Source organism: Bacillus cereus group sp. MYBKT14-1 (genome assembly GCF_051915185.1).
Lineage (GTDB): Bacteria > Bacillota > Bacilli > Bacillales > Bacillaceae_G > Bacillus_A > Bacillus_A cereus.
The window spans coordinates 829,235-843,273 of sequence record NZ_JBQAEF010000001.1; the positions used below are offsets into that span (position 1 = coordinate 829,235).

A 14,039-nucleotide genomic window follows, 5' to 3' on the forward strand; every position below is an offset into this window, starting at 1 on the left:
CCATGGCTCAAATGACAATGATTCAAGCAATCACTGATGCTTTACGCGTTGAAATGAAAAATGACCCTAACGTACTTGTATTTGGTGAAGACGTTGGTGTAAACGGCGGTGTATTCCGTGCTACTGAAGGTTTACAAGCTGAATTTGGTGAAGATCGTGTAATGGATACTCCACTTGCAGAGTCTGGTATTGGTGGACTTGCAGTTGGTCTTGCACTTGAAGGATTCCGTCCAGTTCCAGAAATCCAATTCTTCGGTTTCGTTTATGAAGTAATGGATTCAATTTCTGGTCAATTAGCTCGTATGCGTTACCGCTCTGGTGGACGTTGGACTGCTCCAGTAACAGTTCGTTCTCCATTCGGTGGTGGTGTTCATACTCCTGAACTTCATGCTGATAGCTTAGAAGGATTAGTGGCTCAACAACCTGGTCTAAAAGTTGTTATTCCATCTACTCCATACGATGCTAAAGGTCTTTTAATCTCTGCGATTCGTGACAACGATCCAGTTATCTACTTAGAGCATATGAAATTGTACCGTTCATTCCGTCAAGAGGTACCAGAAGGTGATTACACAATTGATTTAGGTAAAGCTGATATCAAACGTGAAGGTACAGATGTATCTGTTATCGCTTACGGTGCTATGGTTCACGCTGCATTAAAAGCTGCTGAAGAACTTGAAAAAGAAGGTATCTCTTTAGAGGTTGTTGACTTACGTACAGTTCAACCATTAGATATCGAAACAATCATCGCTTCTGTTGAAAAAACAGGTCGCGTAGTTGTAGTTCAAGAAGCTCAAAAACAAGCTGGTATTGCAGCTAACGTTGTAGCGGAAATTAACGACCGTGCAATCTTAAACTTAGAAGCTCCAGTTGTACGTGTTGCAGCTGCTGATACAGTATTCCCATTCTCTCAAGCAGAGAGCGTATGGTTACCAAACCACAAAGATATTGTTGAAGCTGTAAACAAAGTAATGAACTTCTAATTTTTAGCTTTTCATGTGCAAAAGAAATCAGCACATGCTGGTTTCTTTTGTACATATTCCATAATAATGAAATGAATCAGGGGGCTGAATTCCGTGGCATTTGAATTTAAACTACCAGATATCGGTGAAGGTATCCACGAAGGTGAAATCGTAAAATGGTTTATTAAACCAGGCGATGAAGTAAACGAAGACGATGTACTTCTTGAAGTACAAAATGATAAAGCAGTAGTAGAAATCCCTTCTCCTGTTAAAGGTAAAGTACTTGAAGTACTTGTAGAAGAAGGAACAGTTGCAATCGTAGGAGATACATTAATTAAATTTGATGCTCCTGGATACGAAAACCTTAAATTTAAAGGTGACGATCATGATGAAGCTCCAAAAGCTGAAGAAGCAGCAGTAGAAGCTCCAGCAGCGGAAGCTACTCCAGCAGCAACTGCAGAAGTAGTAAATGAGCGCGTAATCGCTATGCCATCTGTTCGTAAATACGCTCGTGAAAAAGGTGTAGACATTCATAAAGTAGCTGGTACTGGTAAGAATGGCCGTATCGTAAAAGCTGACATCGATGCATTTGCAAATGGTGGACAAACTGTAGCAGCAACTGAGGCTCCAGCAGCAGTAGAAGCTACTCCAGCAGCAGCGAAAGAAGAAGCACCAAAAGCACAACCAATCCCAGCTGGTGAATATCCAGAAACTCGTGAGAAAATGAGTGGTATCCGTAAAGCGATTGCGAAAGCAATGGTTAACTCTAAACACACAGCTCCTCACGTAACATTAATGGACGAAGTAGATGTAACAGAACTTGTTGCTCACCGTAAGAAGTTCAAAGCAGTAGCAGCTGACAAAGGTATTAAATTAACTTACCTTCCGTACGTTGTTAAAGCTTTAACATCTGCATTACGTGAATACCCAATGTTAAACACTTCTTTAGACGATGCATCTCAAGAAGTAGTTCATAAACATTACTTCAATATCGGTATCGCAGCTGATACAGACAAAGGTCTATTAGTACCAGTTGTTAAAGATACAGATCGTAAGTCTATCTTCACAATCTCTAACGAGATCAATGATCTTGCTGGTAAAGCACGTGAAGGTCGTCTAGCTCCAGCAGAAATGAAAGGTGCTTCTTGCACAATTACAAACATTGGTTCTGCAGGTGGACAATGGTTCACTCCAGTTATCAACCACCCAGAAGTAGCAATCCTTGGTATCGGCCGTATCGCTGAAAAACCAGTTGTGAAAAACGGTGAGATCGTTGCAGCTCCAGTATTAGCATTATCTCTAAGCTTTGACCATCGTTTAATTGACGGTGCAACTGCTCAAAAAGCGTTAAACCAAATTAAACGTCTATTGAATGACCCACAATTATTAGTAATGGAGGCGTAATAACAATGGTAGTAGGAGATTTCCCAATTGAATTAGATACAGTCGTTGTTGGTGCAGGTCCTGGTGGATACGTTGCGGCAATTCGTGCAGCACAATTAGGTCAAAAGGTAGCAATCATTGAAAAAGCTAACCTTGGTGGCGTATGCTTAAACGTTGGATGTATTCCTTCAAAAGCGTTAATCAATGCAGGTCATCGTTATGAGAATGCAATGCATTCTGATGACATGGGTATTACTGCAGAAAACGTAAAAGTTGACTTTACAAAAGTTCAAGAATGGAAAAACGGCGTAGTTAAGAAATTAACTGGCGGTGTTGAAGGCCTTCTTAAAGGCAACAAAGTTGAAATCATTCGCGGTGAAGCTTACTTCGTAGATGCTAATACATTACGCGTTATGACTGAAGATGCAGCTCAAACTTATACGTTTAAAAATGCTGTTCTTGCAACTGGTTCTACACCAATCGAAATTCCAGGATTCAAATACTCTAAACGTGTTATCAACTCTACAGGTGCTTTAAGCTTACCTGAAATTCCTAAAAAACTTGTTGTAATCGGCGGCGGTTACATCGGTATGGAATTAGGTACTGCATATGCTAACTTCGGTACAGAAGTTACTGTAGTAGAAGCTGGCGACGAAATCTTAGCTGGTTTCGAAAAAGCTATGAGCTCTGTTGTTAAACGTGCTCTACAGAAAAAAGGTAACGTAAATATCCATACAAAAGCTATGGCTAAAGGCGTTGAAGAAACAGAAACTGGCGTAAAAGTTAGCTTTGAAGTTAAAGGTGAAATCCAAACTGTAGAAGCAGATTACGTATTAGTAACTGTAGGTCGTCGTCCAAACACTCAAGAAATCGGTCTTGAGCAAGTTGGAGTTAAAATGACTGACCGCGGCATCATCGAAATCGATGAGCAATGTCGTACAAATGTACCAAACATCTATGCAATCGGTGATATCGTTCCTGGACCACCATTAGCTCACAAAGCTTCTTACGAAGGTAAAGTAGCTGTAGAAGCAATTAGTGGCCATGCATCAGCTATCGATTACATCGGAATTCCTGCAGTATGCTTCACTGATCCAGAATTAGCATCTGTTGGTTACACTAAAAAACAAGCTGAAGAAGCTGGAATGACTGTAACTGTATCTAAGTTCCCATTCGCTGCTAACGGTCGTGCATTATCATTAAACAGCACTGACGGTTTCTTACAACTTGTAACACGTAAAGAAGATGGTCTTCTTGTAGGTGCTCAAGTTGCAGGTGCAGGTGCTTCTGATATTATCTCTGAGATTGGTTTAGCTATCGAAGCTGGAATGACAGCTGAAGATATCGCTCAAACAATCCATGCTCACCCAACATTAGGTGAAATCACAATGGAAGCAGCTGAAGTTGCTCTTGGAATGCCAATTCACATTGTAAAATAATTTAAGTAATGTAAATAGCCCTTCTCTTATTGTAAGAGAGGGGCTATTTTTATTTTCATCAAATGACTTGCAAGGTCTTTAAACGTACTTGTCGAATGAATATATAATACTTTAACAAATGATTCCGGCTTAACTTACTTCAAAGGTAATATATATCATCCTATAATATGTAATTGATTCAAACGTACCCCCATATATTAATAAAATAGAGCATGTCAAAGGAGAAGGTTCCATGAAAATATTACATGTTATATTTTATCATTTACTACTATGGAGTGGTTTTTCCACTGTATTAACATTATCGAATGGTGATAAGTTTCATTATAAAGTTATTCTTTTTTTCGTATTTCTATATTTAGCCTATGTAATAGCATATTTTGTATTGCACGTAAGAAAGCAAGCTTTATTTCTTACATGTTCGAATTGTATATTATTTTTAATCATATTATCTATTTTTTAAATTAGCGTTTATAAAAATACATTGTTCTTCCATTAAATAATTGTAACTCTCCTTCTAATTTCTTCGCTAAAAAACGGCAAAATTCATTTGCTTTCCCTTTGTCACCAAATGTTGCATTAGGTGGTAAAGAAACTTGGATGAAAGATTGTTCATTTTCTATACCAACACCAATATAAATTGAGTCATACCGGTCGTGATTGGATTGAAGTTTTAATGTTGTTGTAGATGTATCTAAAATTTCATAAGGAAAAGCGGTATTTGTATACGTGTAATTAATTTGGGCACCAGTTTTAGAAGTAACTGTTTTATAATAATGAAAAAGTTGTTTTATATCATCTATTGAAACTGATTGTTGGTTGGATTTCGGTACAAGCGTAATAAAGGCGTGTTGCATATAAGTTCCCCCTAACTTAGTAGAATACTATCATTCTACATCCTACTGAATTTTTTGACAATTAAAAGGAGTATTACATGTTTTGTTTAATATACTATTAATGAAACGTGATGTAGAAAGGTGGAAACCAATGTTTGAAAAATTGTATGATGAGCATGAAAGTGTGAAGGTACGATTTTTAGGGTTTATGACACATGATACACGTTATGATTTTGGTGTTATTTATACAAATATGTTTTTTGGAAAGCCGCTCATTGTTTGTATGCAAACAGGAAGGTCTACTTTACTCGGACGAGATGATGTAGAGAATGTTCAATATATACAGGAGATTTTTAAATTAGGATCAGAAGAGGAAGCAAAGGAGTTAGCTCAGTTTTTCAAATTTCTAGTTCCGTCAACTTCTTTACATGCGGAATATGAAGAATAATTAATGTGAAACAGTCGTACTTATAAATATGGCTGTTTTTTATTTGAATATCGCATACTAATTTAAATTTAAAATATTTAATGTGTTATACTAAAAACCTATTGACGTAAAAAGTATAACATATTAAAATAAAGACAGAAAGTTAAGCGGTTACAAAAAGTTTTTGGGATTATAAACTTAGGGGGAAATGAAAAATGGGAACAATCGTATGTCAAGATTGTGAAGGTACAATTGCACACTTCGAAGATGAGAAAGTAACGGTACTTTACGGGAAATGTGGATCTTGCGGATGTGATCACACAGAGCATACAAAAGCCCAATAATTGATAGGAAATGGACAGCTAAAAGTTTTTAGGACCATAAACTTAGGGGGAAATGAAAAATGGGAACAATCGTATGCCAAGTATGTGAAGGAACAATCGGACATTTTGAAGATGAGAAAACGACGGTACTTTACGGAAAATGCGGAACAAATTGTGACTGTGCTAGAAAAGATAATGCGAAAGCTTAATGATAAATAAATAGATTACTATTGAAACTCAGGGGGAAATGAAAATGGGAACAATCGTATGCCAAGTATGTGAAGGAACAATTGGACATTTTGAAGATGAAAAATCAACAGTACTATACGGGAAATGTGGATCTCATTGCGAATGTGACCATAAAGAACATACAAAAGCTTAATAATAAGAAAAAGCGCCTACATGTGTAGGCGCTTTTTTAATAAATTGTAGTTGTATGACCAACTGTTGCAACGATTGCATCATCCCTAATCGGAATAAAGCTTATGGAGGTCTGTGGTGTACTAGAAGAAGCGTATTGGCTCATTATACGACTATCGATACGGGTAATAGTATCGGTCAAGAAAGCTGAAATAAAAGCGTAAGGGACTCGTCGTTCATTTAATGAATAAATAATTTCTTCTTTTGTTTTTACACCTACGCCATGCCCGTAAAAAAAGAAATTTCCTAAATAGATTGTATTTTCTCCTTGCCATTCAATCGTAGCTGGATTTACTTGTGGGTTTTTAAAGTAAACGAGGTCACCTGGAACAAGATCGCCACCGTTTTTTGTTATGAGCCTTAGATCTTGGTCGTAGTCCCATGTATAAAGTAAAAGGTTTGCAAATAGACGATTGAAAGTTTCTTCCTCATACAATGATAGTAAAGCTTTATAAAAAATAATGATCATAGCGGTTGCGCATTCAGTTCCATATAGTTTTCCGTTTTTGAAAATATCCTGTATGGCAATAGAAGGTGGTATGTTTGGAAGAAGCTCGAATCCCCCAAGAGACGTTCTTTTCCAATACTGGGGGTTGCAAAAGGATTGCTGAAATGTACGAAACTGAAATCCACTTTGAAAAAGCTCTAGTGCAGAGATAATAATATTAACTCGTAAATTGAGATCAAAGCTGAGTTCATCAGCTGTTCGGAAGGAATAAACTTCTTGATTTCCTGCCATTATTGATAAAATTTGTTGTTTCTCTGCTGCAAATGGCTCGTATTCATTTGTAATATAAGGATGTACAATAGAACGGCCTATTACAATCATAATAGTATCCCCACCTATACGTTACATTCTTAAGTATCGTATGAAGAAAAGGAAAAAAGGTGAAAAAAAAGCCTATCAACTGATAGGCTTGTACTCTTTAATAACACGTAATGTTTGTAATGTCATATCTTCAGGACCTTGTACAGGTAAACCTGCTTCTAAGTTTTTACGAATATACTCTAAGTTTTCTTGTGTAATAATTTCCCCCGGAGTAAAGATTGGAATCCCTGGCGGATAAACCATAACAAAATCAGCTATAATACGACCCGCTGCATTTTCAAATGGAATGACTTCTGTTTCCGAATAAAAAGCATCTCGAGGAGAAAGTGCTAGCACTGGAATTTCTGGAATCTCTACTTGTACTTGAACACCTTTATCTGCCCTATTTCTAAATGTTGCTGCTAAATCTTGTAATGCTGCAATAAGTGTATTTGTATCACTTTCTGTATCTCCCAAAGTGATAAGACATAGTATGTTGTATAGATCTGAGAGTTCTACTTCAATGTTATATTGCTCTCTAAGCCATACTTCAGCTTGGTGGCCGGTAATACCTAAATCTTTTACAGATACAATTATCTTTGTAGGATCATAGTTAAAGGTAGCATCTGTACCTAACATTTCTTTTCCAGGACAGTAAAGATGCTCAATAGAATTTATAGCATCACGAACATGCTCAGCTAATTGTATTGTTTGTTCTATGAGTGCTGTTCCTTCTGTAGCAAGACGTTTTCTCGCAACATCAAGGGATGCTAACAAGATGTAAGAAGTTGATGTGGTTGTAAGCATGCTAATAATAGATTGGACATGCTTTACATTCACTAAGCCTTCTTTCACATTAAGAATAGAACTTTGAGTTAAAGAGCCTCCTAATTTGTGAACACTTGTTGCTGCCATATCCGCACCAGCTTGCATCGCTGACATAGGTAATTCATCGTGAAAATGAATATGAACACCATGAGCTTCGTCGACTAGTACAGGGATGTCATAAGAATGTGCTAATTGTACAATCTGTTCTAAGTCTGCAGCAAACCCAAAGTACGTTGGGTTAATAACAAGTAAGCCCTTTGCATCTGAGTGCTCTTCAAGTGCTTTTTTGACAGATTGAATTGTGATTCCATGAGAAATACCGAGCTTCGGATCGATTTCAGGATGCATGAAAATCGGTTTTGCACCTGAGAAAATAATAGCTGACATTACTGATTTATGCACGTTTCGTGGTACTAGGATTTTGTCACCAGGACCGCAAACGCTCATCACCATTGTCATAATAGCGCCACTTGTACCTTGAATAGAAAAGAAAGTATGATCTGCACCGAATGCGGCTGCTGCTAAATCTTGTGCTTCTTTAATCATACCTTTTGGATGATGTAAATCATCGAGTGGCGCAATATTAATTAAATCAATTGCTAATGCATTATGCCCAATAAATTCGCGAAATGTAGGATCCATGCCCTGTCCTTTTTTATGACCAGGAATATGGAATTGAATTGGATTTCGCTTACTGTGCTCAACTAAAGCGGTAAACAATGGTGTTTCGTATTGGGACAATCTATACACCCCTTCTTCTTCATAATATTTAGTGTAATTTGTTTTATATAATCCTGCTCTAAAAAAGTGTAGCCCTTTTTAGAATAAGGCTTGTTTTTCTGCCATTCAAAAAATCGTTTTTGAGATGGTAGCTTCACTTTATTTTCTATAAAACAAAAGCATTATATCACCAATAATTATAGATGTATAGAAAAAAATCTTTTTAAGGTGAGTATGTTTAATAGTTAGCCTCAACTAATGAATAGAGGAAGACAATTCCATTAAAATGAATAAATAGTGTATAATGCAGAGTGGCTATAATGAAGAATAAAATATTCTCTTTAAGATAGCATAATGAAACAAGAAGAAATGATAAATGAGGTGCAAAATGGAATATCAATATCCGTTAGATTATGATTGGTCAAATGAGGAAATGGTTACAATGGTGAAGTTTTATGAAGCGATTGAGAAAGCTTATGAAAAAGGAATTATAAGAGAAGAGTTAATGGGTTTATATCGTCGTTTTAAAGAGATTGTTCCATCGAAAGCAGAAGAAAAGAAAATTGATAAAGAATTTCAAGAGGTAAGTGGATACTCTATATATCGTGCTATTCAAAGGGCAAAAGAAGTCGAAGAACAAAAGCTTGTAAAAATGTAAAAAATATTTTGAAAAATAAAAACTGAAGTGATATAATGTGATAACAACTAAAAACGGACAATATAAATTGTCCGTTTTCTACTATCGATTACAAAGTGCATATAAAGGAAGGAGTGATTGCATCGTAGATTCAATCTTAGCAAGGAATTGTTCGTTGGTCATTGCTGAAAACTCCTCTGGTGATATATGAATACCAACTAATAATTCTGCTTTTTTTACAGTAGCTAATCGTTCAATCATCTTTTGTAAGTCTTCGGTTTCAAGTGTTTTATGTAATTTCACACTTGGTTTAGTATGGTCAATGGACCAAACGAAGTCATTTGGAATATTTGTTTTTAAATCATTTAAATGTTCTAAGAAGGCATGAGCCGTCTCAACTTTTTGTGGACACTCATAGATTAAACCAAAGTATATGAAGGCATGAGTACCCCATAAGCCGATTTGGAAATGCGGTAGCATTTTATATCCTCGTTTATTTGTTGAAAAAGCAACCCAAGTATCGTTTGGTGGATTGACTTTGCGGCGTGCGTGTTTTGCAACATGATAAAAAAAGTTCTCATCAGTTTGTTTGGATAAGTATTCTGCAAATTGTTCCCCTAAAGCTTCTAGCTTAGGATGAATGTTCGTTTTAATTGCACTCATTCGTTCTTCGAGACCATCAACTGTAAAGACATCAAAATCAGTTGACTTGAATGTTTGTATTGTCATGATTGTTCCTCCAACTCCTATTTTGCTTTTATTTTAGCATAGCTTGTACTATTCATAAAAAAAACAGCACAAAAAAATTTAAATAAAAAAATATAATTTTGTTGCATAGATGATTTATCCAACATAGTATAGTATAAAACAAAAAATCAGAAAATTTAATTAATTCTAGTCCGAGGGCAGACGAATATTGGGAGGAGGCAAATAATATGAGACAGGTGATTAATGCGTTAAAGAGAACAGATGCTGAAAAGAGAATACCGGTGCTACGTTTGGAGCTAGATTATGAATTAGCAACTTTATATGATGCGATGATGGAAGATGATAACCAGAAAAAAGAAGAGTGTGTACAAAAGTTAGAAGTGTTAAGACTTGAAATGATTCGTTTAGAAGCGTAATAATAGTATATGTATAAAAAATTAGTTGGTGCGAACCTTATAAAGGGTTCGTTTTTTCTGTGAACAGTATAGATCGGAGTGTTTAAACATGCAAGAAGTATGGAAAGACATCGATGCACACGCCAAACGGTGGATTCGGGATGCAGGAGAGCATTTAATGGCATCAATGAAAAAAGCACTTATTATAGAAACAAAATCAAATGCAGCTGACTTAGTTACAAATATGGACCGAGAGATAGAACAGTTTTTAATTGGGAAAATTAAAGAAACATTCCCGAATCATAATATTTTAGGAGAAGAGGGTTATGGAGACGAGATAACGTCTTCTGACGGGGTTGTTTGGTTAATTGATCCAATTGACGGCACGATGAACTTTGTTCATCAAAAAAGAAATTTTGCGATTTCAATTGGGATTTATGAGAACGGTATCGGAAAGATTGGACTTATATATGATCCAGTGCATGATGAACTATATCATGCAGTCAAGGGATCTGGAGCTTTTTGTAATGATATATCAATTCCTCCATTGGAAAAAGGAACTGTAGAGCAAGGTATTGTAGCTTTAAATGCGATATGGCTTACAGATAATCCATTGCTTAATATGGAAAGTATGATGGCACTTGTTAAGAAAGCAAGGGGCACAAGGTCATATGGCTGTGCAGCATTAGAGATGGTATACGTTGCAACAGGAAGAATAGATGCATATGTAACGCCGAGATTATCACCATGGGATTTTGGCGGAGGGCAGATAATTGTAGAAGAAGTTGGAGGTAAGGTGACGACATTCTCTGGAGCGCCACTTTCTATCATAGAGAAGAGCAGTGTGTTAGTTGCAAAACCAGGAGTGTATGAAGAAGTGTTATCGTTTATATGAGAGCAACAAAAAAAGTAAGAGGCTGTGTATAAGCTTCTTACTTTTTAGCGTTATTGTGATTTGCGCATTTTTCTTTTTGTTACAAAACCGTATCCAACTGTAACAAATGTGCCGATAATGCAAATAATAATACCGATTGGACTATTTTCAGCAATCATAATGCCGATACCGATTAAGAAAATAACACCGATAATTGCAGTTAATAAAAAGCGATATTGAATGTGTTCCATTTCTTCACCCTCCAATCTCATTTTACTTTCACAAAAGTAAGAATACAACTATATTTTCATTCTTGCTTTTATTTTAATTGCTATTGTATCCCCTTCGCTCTTATAATAGAGAAGGATTAAAAAGACATTAGGAGTTGGACATGTTGAAAAAACGACAAGATTTACGTAATATAGCAATTATTGCCCACGTTGACCATGGTAAAACAACACTTGTTGACCAGTTATTACGTCAAGCGGGGACTTTCCGTGCGAACGAACACGTTGAAGAACGCGCAATGGATTCAAATGATCTAGAAAGAGAACGCGGTATTACAATTTTAGCGAAAAATACAGCGATTCACTATGAAGATAAAAGAATTAACATTTTAGATACACCTGGTCACGCTGACTTCGGTGGAGAAGTAGAACGTATCATGAAAATGGTTGATGGTGTTTTACTTGTTGTTGATGCATATGAAGGTTGTATGCCACAAACACGATTTGTTTTAAAGAAAGCTCTTGAGCAAAACTTAACTCCAATCGTAGTTGTAAACAAAATTGACCGTGACTTCGCTCGTCCAGATGAAGTAGTTGATGAAGTAATCGACTTATTCATTGAGCTTGGTGCAAACGAAGATCAATTAGAGTTCCCAGTTGTATTTGCATCAGCAATGAACGGAACAGCAAGCTTAGATTCAAATCCAGCAAATCAAGAAGAGAATATGAAATCATTATTCGATACAATTATCGAACATATTCCAGCACCAATTGATAACAGCGAAGAGCCACTTCAATTCCAAGTAGCACTTCTTGATTACAACGACTACGTTGGACGTATTGGAGTTGGTCGCGTATTCCGCGGTACAATGAAGGTTGGACAACAAGTTGCTTTAATGAAAGTAGACGGAAGCGTGAAGCAATTCCGCGTAACGAAATTATTCGGTTACATGGGATTAAAACGTCAAGAAATTGAAGAAGCAAAAGCAGGGGACTTAGTAGCCGTTTCTGGTATGGAAGACATTAACGTAGGTGAAACAGTATGTCCAGTTGAACATCAAGATGCGTTACCATTATTACGTATTGATGAGCCAACACTACAAATGACATTCCTTGTAAATAACAGCCCATTTGCAGGTCGTGAAGGTAAATACATTACATCTCGTAAAATTGAAGAGCGTCTTCGTTCACAATTAGAAACAGATGTAAGTTTACGTGTAGATAATACAGATTCTCCTGATGCGTGGATCGTATCTGGACGTGGGGAACTACATTTATCTATCTTAATTGAAAACATGCGTCGTGAAGGTTATGAATTACAAGTATCTAAGCCAGAAGTAATCATTAAAGAAGTTGATGGCGTAAGATGTGAGCCTGTAGAGCGCGTACAAATCGATGTACCTGAAGAATACACTGGTTCTATTATGGAATCTATGGGTGCACGTAAAGGTGAAATGTTAGATATGGTGAATAACGGAAACGGTCAAGTTCGTCTTACTTTCATGGTTCCAGCACGTGGTTTAATTGGTTACACAACAGAATTCTTAACATTAACTCGTGGTTACGGTATTTTAAACCATACATTCGATTGCTACCAACCAGTACACGCTGGACAAGTTGGTGGACGTCGCCAAGGTGTTCTAGTTTCACTTGAAACAGGAAAAGCATCACAATACGGTATTATGCAAGTTGAAGACCGTGGTGTAATCTTCGTTGAACCAGGTACAGAAGTATATGCTGGTATGATTGTCGGAGAACACACTCGTGAGAACGACTTAACAGTTAACGTTGTGAAAATGAAACAACAAACTAACATTCGTTCTGCGACGAAAGATCAAACTTCAACAATGAAGAAACCACGCCTAATGACTTTAGAAGAATCATTAGAGTACTTAAACGATGACGAGTTCTGTGAAGTAACTCCAGAATCAATTCGTCTACGTAAAAAGATTCTTGATAAGAGTGAGCGCGAAAGAGCTGCTAAGAAAAAGAAATCTGTTGAAGCGTAAAAATAAAAAAAACAACGCCCTTTATAAAGGGCGTTGTTTTTTTATTTTGTTTATTTTTTAGAATATTTACTCTTTTTTGTGGACAGTATTTTTTTTGCGAGTTACTCTTGTATTAAGTGTATAAAGAAAATTGCATTTTACTGCTAGGGGGGGAAGAGTGTGTTAGAAAGGATGTCTTTTTTTGCAAAATTGTGTAAGGTAGATGAAAATCCAGAGTTAGGAATGTGGTTACTTTATGGGACGATTATTATATTAAGTGCTCTCGTTTATAATTTAGGGTTTGCTAGAAAGTTGTCTGTACTAAAAAATATTGTGATATACATATCATTAGCAATTGGATGCACAGTATTAACCTTTTTTGCTGTGTTTTTACCTGTTGGAGAAGGACTTGTTGTAGCGGCAATTGTACTTGGAATTTATAGACTGCGTTTGCGTCAAGCGAAACAACAAAAAGCAGGATAAGAAAGGGGAGTTTTCATGCGTTCAGTACAAGATGCACTATATAATTGGTTAACAATTAAAACAGTTGCGAAAGCACGTCCAGATGATAGTGCTGCAAAAGAAACATATTTGTTATTTCAAAATATGGTATATGAAGAACATAAATTAAGAAATGTGGAAGTCGAAAAGAACGAGGAAATGTATTTAATTACATATGAAATAAATGGAGAACGGAAATCTGCAAGGTTTCCGTTAGAAGCCATTGATTGTTTTTTGGATCAGATGAATCGTGAACCAGAAAAATATAAATAAGTCCTTATCTATATGAGTAAGGACTTATTTACATTTTACCAATCATCTTCGATTTTTTTATCACGATATAATCGGAAATTACCACTTGCATGACGTTCCATTGTACGCTCTGCAATTCGTTCCGAACATTCCATGCACATATATGTATGAATAGGGCGATTACGCAGTTTTTTTGCCATAGGATTTTCATCATCTAACATATCTTTTTTATCACAAATCATACATTTGACTCTCATTTCGTCACCTCAATACGAATTCTATCAGTATAAGTATATCATGGAAGTATAATGTTTTTG

The 14,039-nt window shown here is 36.3% G+C and carries 20 protein-coding genes; 14 read left to right on the forward strand and 6 right to left on the reverse strand.

The genetic code is table 11. From position 1 onward, the window contains the following. Nucleotides 1-2 precede the first annotated feature (2 nt). From pdhB to ACTFO4_RS04580, 4 genes are all read left to right on the forward strand, one after another. Nucleotides 3-980: a pyruvate dehydrogenase complex E1 component subunit beta gene (gene pdhB, locus ACTFO4_RS04565; protein ID WP_000068168.1), complete on the forward strand. Its 978-nt coding sequence runs from the start codon at nt 3-5 to the stop codon at nt 978-980. Nucleotides 981-1,073: 93 nt separating this feature from the next. Beyond that, entirely contained in the window at nt 1,074-2,363 is a 1,290-nt protein-coding gene (pdhC, locus tag ACTFO4_RS04570) for a pyruvate dehydrogenase complex dihydrolipoyllysine-residue acetyltransferase (RefSeq protein WP_000863419.1), read from the forward strand. 5 nt (nt 2,364-2,368) lie between these two features. After that, nucleotides 2,369-3,781: a dihydrolipoyl dehydrogenase gene (gene lpdA / locus ACTFO4_RS04575; protein ID WP_000260104.1), complete on the forward strand. Its 1,413-nt coding sequence runs from the start codon at nt 2,369-2,371 to the stop codon at nt 3,779-3,781. 232 nt (nt 3,782-4,013) lie between these two features. After that, nucleotides 4,014-4,241 carry a hypothetical protein gene (locus ACTFO4_RS04580; protein WP_000697469.1) on the forward strand — a complete coding sequence of 76 codons (228 nt, stop codon included), beginning with the start codon at nt 4,014-4,016 and terminating at the stop codon, nt 4,239-4,241. Between the two features lies 1 nt (nt 4,242). Here ACTFO4_RS04580 and ACTFO4_RS04585 read toward each other — a convergent pair whose 3' ends face one another. Beyond that, nucleotides 4,243-4,635 carry a DUF1885 family protein gene (locus ACTFO4_RS04585; protein ID WP_001163299.1) on the reverse strand — a complete coding sequence of 131 codons (393 nt, stop codon included), beginning with the start codon at nt 4,633-4,635 and terminating at the stop codon, nt 4,243-4,245. 130 nt (nt 4,636-4,765) lie between these two features. Between ACTFO4_RS04585 and ACTFO4_RS04590 the strand changes: the two genes are divergently transcribed. The 4 genes from ACTFO4_RS04590 to ACTFO4_RS04605 all read left to right on the forward strand — a co-directional run bounded on the left by ACTFO4_RS04590 (nt 4,766) and on the right by ACTFO4_RS04605 (nt 5,746). Then, on the forward strand, nt 4,766-5,062 hold the full coding sequence (locus ACTFO4_RS04590; RefSeq protein ID WP_000462038.1) for a DUF3055 domain-containing protein: 297 nt from the start codon (nt 4,766-4,768) through the stop codon (nt 5,060-5,062). 194 nt (nt 5,063-5,256) lie between these two features. Then, entirely contained in the window at nt 5,257-5,385 is a 129-nt protein-coding gene (locus ACTFO4_RS04595) for a GapA-binding peptide SR1P (RefSeq protein ID WP_000536778.1), read from the forward strand. A gap of 59 nt (nt 5,386-5,444) precedes the next feature. Continuing rightward, the gene (locus ACTFO4_RS04600) at nt 5,445-5,573 is read left to right on the forward strand and encodes a GapA-binding peptide SR1P (protein WP_000536803.1); all 129 of its coding nucleotides are present in this window, start codon (nt 5,445-5,447) and stop codon (nt 5,571-5,573) included. 44 nt (nt 5,574-5,617) lie between these two features. After that, a complete protein-coding gene (locus tag ACTFO4_RS04605; protein WP_000536796.1) occupies nt 5,618-5,746 on the forward strand; it encodes a GapA-binding peptide SR1P in 129 nt (42 codons plus the stop codon). Between the two features lie 36 nt (nt 5,747-5,782). Here the strand turns inward: ACTFO4_RS04605 and ACTFO4_RS04610 are convergent, their stop codons facing one another. Further along, nucleotides 5,783-6,613: a protein-glutamine gamma-glutamyltransferase gene (locus tag ACTFO4_RS04610; protein ID WP_000635337.1), complete on the reverse strand. Its 831-nt coding sequence runs from the start codon at nt 6,611-6,613 to the stop codon at nt 5,783-5,785. Nucleotides 6,614-6,688: 75 nt separating this feature from the next. Next, nucleotides 6,689-8,161, reverse strand: coding sequence for an arginine decarboxylase (gene speA, locus ACTFO4_RS04615; protein WP_000084899.1), 1,473 nt, complete (start codon nt 8,159-8,161; stop codon nt 6,689-6,691). A 367-nt stretch (nt 8,162-8,528) separates the two neighbouring features. Here speA and ACTFO4_RS04620 point away from each other — a divergent pair, with 367 nt between their 5' ends. Beyond that, the gene (locus tag ACTFO4_RS04620; RefSeq protein WP_000456562.1) at nt 8,529-8,798 is read left to right on the forward strand and encodes a UPF0223 family protein; all 270 of its coding nucleotides are present in this window, start codon (nt 8,529-8,531) and stop codon (nt 8,796-8,798) included. A gap of 81 nt (nt 8,799-8,879) precedes the next feature. On the opposite strand, the gene ACTFO4_RS04625 is transcribed toward ACTFO4_RS04620, so the two are convergent. Further along, nucleotides 8,880-9,506: a YktB family protein gene (locus ACTFO4_RS04625; protein WP_000155317.1), complete on the reverse strand. Its 627-nt coding sequence runs from the start codon at nt 9,504-9,506 to the stop codon at nt 8,880-8,882. A gap of 206 nt (nt 9,507-9,712) precedes the next feature. Between ACTFO4_RS04625 and ACTFO4_RS04630 the strand changes: the two genes are divergently transcribed. Together ACTFO4_RS04630 and ACTFO4_RS04635 are read left to right on the forward strand one after the other, a co-directional pair. Then, nucleotides 9,713-9,901 carry a hypothetical protein gene (locus ACTFO4_RS04630; RefSeq protein ID WP_001250165.1) on the forward strand — a complete coding sequence of 63 codons (189 nt, stop codon included), beginning with the start codon at nt 9,713-9,715 and terminating at the stop codon, nt 9,899-9,901. Between the two features lie 88 nt (nt 9,902-9,989). Continuing rightward, entirely contained in the window at nt 9,990-10,775 is a 786-nt protein-coding gene (locus ACTFO4_RS04635; protein ID WP_001158701.1) for an inositol monophosphatase family protein, read from the forward strand. Nucleotides 10,776-10,825: 50 nt separating this feature from the next. On the opposite strand, the gene ACTFO4_RS04640 is transcribed toward ACTFO4_RS04635, so the two are convergent. Next, nucleotides 10,826-11,005, reverse strand: coding sequence for a DUF5325 family protein (locus ACTFO4_RS04640; RefSeq protein ID WP_000400127.1), 180 nt, complete (start codon nt 11,003-11,005; stop codon nt 10,826-10,828). A gap of 140 nt (nt 11,006-11,145) precedes the next feature. On the opposite strand from ACTFO4_RS04640, the gene typA reads away from it, so the two are divergent. From typA to ACTFO4_RS04655, 3 genes are all read left to right on the forward strand, one after another. Continuing rightward, a complete protein-coding gene (gene typA, locus ACTFO4_RS04645; protein WP_000914762.1) occupies nt 11,146-12,990 on the forward strand; it encodes a translational GTPase TypA in 1,845 nt (614 codons plus the stop codon). Nucleotides 12,991-13,149: 159 nt separating this feature from the next. Further along, nucleotides 13,150-13,452: a YlaH-like family protein gene (locus ACTFO4_RS04650; RefSeq protein WP_000893662.1), complete on the forward strand. Its 303-nt coding sequence runs from the start codon at nt 13,150-13,152 to the stop codon at nt 13,450-13,452. 15 nt (nt 13,453-13,467) lie between these two features. Continuing rightward, a complete protein-coding gene (locus ACTFO4_RS04655) occupies nt 13,468-13,743 on the forward strand; it encodes a hypothetical protein (protein ID WP_440013081.1) in 276 nt (91 codons plus the stop codon). 35 nt (nt 13,744-13,778) lie between these two features. Here ACTFO4_RS04655 and ACTFO4_RS04660 read toward each other — a convergent pair whose 3' ends face one another. Further along, nucleotides 13,779-13,979 (reverse strand): YlaI family protein, encoded by a 201-nt coding sequence (locus ACTFO4_RS04660; protein ID WP_002082250.1) that lies wholly within the window; start codon nt 13,977-13,979, stop codon nt 13,779-13,781. Nucleotides 13,980-14,039 lie beyond the last annotated feature (60 nt).